This is a genomic window from Curtobacterium sp. ISL-83, from assembly GCF_018613895.1.
Taxonomy (GTDB): Bacteria; Actinomycetota; Actinomycetes; order Actinomycetales; family Microbacteriaceae; genus Curtobacterium.
In genome coordinates, this window is sequence record NZ_JAGGPH010000027.1 from 1 (window position 1) to 2,572 (window position 2,572).

The 2,572-nt window shown below is 71.6% G+C and carries 5 protein-coding genes; 4 read left to right on the forward strand and 1 reads right to left on the reverse strand.

Translation table 11 applies throughout. From position 1 onward, the window contains the following. Positions 1 to 88: 88 nt before the first annotated feature. Positions 89 to 736 (reverse strand): NADPH-dependent F420 reductase, encoded by a 648-nt coding sequence (locus J7E22_RS16890; RefSeq protein ID WP_214983007.1) that lies wholly within the window; start codon positions 734 to 736, stop codon positions 89 to 91. A gap of 76 nt (positions 737 to 812) precedes the next feature. Between J7E22_RS16890 and J7E22_RS16895 the strand changes: the two genes are divergently transcribed. From J7E22_RS16895 to J7E22_RS16910, 4 genes are all read left to right on the forward strand, one after another. Beyond that, on the forward strand, positions 813 to 1,109 hold the full coding sequence (locus J7E22_RS16895) for a GNAT family N-acetyltransferase (protein ID WP_214983008.1): 297 nt from the start codon (positions 813 to 815) through the stop codon (positions 1,107 to 1,109). A gap of 20 nt (positions 1,110 to 1,129) precedes the next feature. Continuing rightward, positions 1,130 to 1,591: a VOC family protein gene (locus J7E22_RS16900; protein ID WP_214983009.1), complete on the forward strand. Its 462-nt coding sequence runs from the start codon at positions 1,130 to 1,132 to the stop codon at positions 1,589 to 1,591. A 79-nt stretch (positions 1,592 to 1,670) separates the two neighbouring features. Then, the gene (locus J7E22_RS16905) at positions 1,671 to 2,141 is read left to right on the forward strand and encodes a MarR family winged helix-turn-helix transcriptional regulator (RefSeq protein WP_214983010.1); all 471 of its coding nucleotides are present in this window, start codon (positions 1,671 to 1,673) and stop codon (positions 2,139 to 2,141) included. Next, positions 2,138 to 2,572, forward strand: a 435-nt coding sequence (locus J7E22_RS16910) for a metallophosphoesterase (RefSeq protein WP_214983011.1), incomplete at its 3' end; no start/stop codon positions are given. The genes J7E22_RS16905 and J7E22_RS16910, both read left to right, overlap by 4 nt.

Below are 2,572 nucleotides of genomic sequence, written 5' to 3' on the forward strand. Positions count from 1 at the left end.
CGGAGCGTCCTGGAGGCGCGTGGCTGCTCGCGCTGACCGGTCGCGGACCGCGACCGGGTCGCGCGGCCGCCACTGGCGGCAGGACCGCCTACTGGTCGCGGTAGCGCTTCGCCTCGGCGAGCTTCGTGCGGAGTTCGTCGGCCGTGAACCGCGTCACGTAGCCGGGGGTGTCGCGCTGGATGCGCCATCCCTCGGCGAGCGGCCCGGCGTCGACCACGTCGAAGCCGAACGTGTCGATGAGCTCCGACACGATGCGCTTCGCCTCGGCGTCGTCGCCCGCGACCACGAGCCCCCGCCGGTCGGCGGTCCCCGCGGGCTGCGCGTCCGTCGTGAGGGCAGCGGCGCCGATGTGGTTGAACGCCTTCACCACGCGCGACTCGGGCAGGTGCGTCTGCAGGAGCTCGGCGGTGGTGGTCGTCTCGTCGTCGAGGGCCTGGATGTGCCCGTCACGCTGCGGGTAGTAGTTGTTCGTGTCGATCACGACCTTGCCGACCAGGGGCTCGACCGGGATCGTCTCGATCGCGGCCAGGGGCGTCGTCACCACGACGATGTCCCCGGCTGCTGCCGCGTCCTCCCTGGTGGCCGCCCGCGCGTCCGGGCCGAGTTCCGCGATGAGGTCCGTGAGGGTCTCCGGTCCGCGCGAGTTCGCGATCACGACCTGATGGCCGTGCTGCACCGCGAGGCGTGCCAGCTGGGATCCGATGTTGCCTGCTCCGATGATGCCGATGGTCGTCATGCAGTCATCCAACGCGGCGGGGCGCGCTGCATTCCGGAGGGTGCGCTCAGGGTGCACTCAGGTGCATGATGGCGACATGACCCACGAGTTCCGCGACGAACGCGACCAGGACCGGTACGCGATGTACGTCGACGGTGAGCTCGTGAGCGTCCTGGACCGCCGCGAGAACGCCGACGCGGTCGCCTTCCCGCACACGTACACCGTGCCGAAGCACCGCGGGCACGGGTACGCCGCCGACCTCGTCGCGTACGCCGTGGACGACATCGAGACGAACTCGAGCAAGCGCATCGTGCCGATGTGCTGGTTCGTCGGGAAGTGGTTCGACGACCACCCCGAGAAGGCCGACCTGCTCAGCCGCGGCACCGCGGACTGAGTCCAACCCGGAAGGGCACCATGCCGAAGATCACCCCGTTCCTCTGGTACGACGACCAGGCCGAGGAGGCAGCCCGGTACTACACGTCGCTGTTCCCCGACTCCCGGATCGACAGTGTCAGCCCCGGCCCGGGCGGCAAGGCCTTCGTCGTCGAGTTCACGCTGCTCGGGCAGCCCTACCGTGCGATGAACGGCGGCCCCGGCCACCCGCACTCGGACGCGGTGTCGTTCCAGGTGGACGTCGACACGCAGGACGAACTCGACCACGTCTGGGACGCCCTTCTGGCCGACGGCGGCACGCCCGTCGCGTGCGGCTGGCTGGTCGACCGGTGGGGCCTGTCCTGGCAGGTGACCCCGTCGATGATGGGCGAGCTGATGTCCGCCGGCGGCGACCCGGAGGCGGGCCAGCGCGTCTTCCAAGCCATGCGCGAGATGGTCAAGCTCGACATCCCGGCCCTTCGGGCCGCGGCGACTGCCCGCTGACCCGGTCAGCGGGCACCCCGGCGGTAGGCTCACCGCACCACCGCCGGGTGTGACCCGGCAAGCACGAGGTCGGAGCACCATGGACCACCACCGGACGGACGTCCGCAACAGCGACATCGGCCGTGCCTACACCGAGCTCGCCCGCATCACCCGCCGTGCGAGCATCCGTGCGCGCGGGTCCGACCAGGTCCTGAGCGTCGTCGACCAGTCGCTCGTGGACTTCGTCGTGCAGCACCCCGGCTGCATGGCCATCGACATCGCCCGGTACCTCCGACTCAACCGGTCCACGATCTCCCGCCAACTGTCCGGGTTGCTCGCGGCCGGACTCGTGCAGACGACCGACGGCGGGACCGGCAACGCGAAGCCGCTCATCGCGACGGACGCCGGACGCGCCGCGCTGGAACGGTCCGTGCAGCTGCACCGGGACGCGCTCGAGGAACGCATCGCGAGCTGGTCGGACGACGACATCGCGCTGCTCGCCGGACTGCTCGAGCGGCTCGGCGCCGCGGACGAGGCCGGCCTGCCGATGCCCGGCCGCCCCGCGTCGTGACCACGTCGTTCGTCCTGCTGTCCGACACCCACCTGCCGAAACGGGCGAAGGACCTGCCGGCACCGCTCTGGGACGACATCGACGCCGCCGACCTCGTCGTGCACGCGGGGGACTGGGTCGACCTGGCCACGCTCGACGCGCTGCAGGGACGGTCGCGGCGGTTCGTCGGCGTCCGGGGCAACAACGACGGACCGGAGTTCGACGACCGGCTCCCCCTCGTCGCGCGGTTCACGGTGGAGGACCTCCGGGTCGCGCTCGTGCACGAGACCGGGGCCTCCGGCGGCCGGGAACAGCGGATGGCGGCCGCGTACCCGGACGTCGACGTGCTCGTGTTCGGCCACTCGCACATCCCGTGGGACACCGTCGCGCCGACCGGACTGCGCCTGCTCAACCCCGGGTCGCCGACCGACCGCCGCCGCCAGCCCGACCAC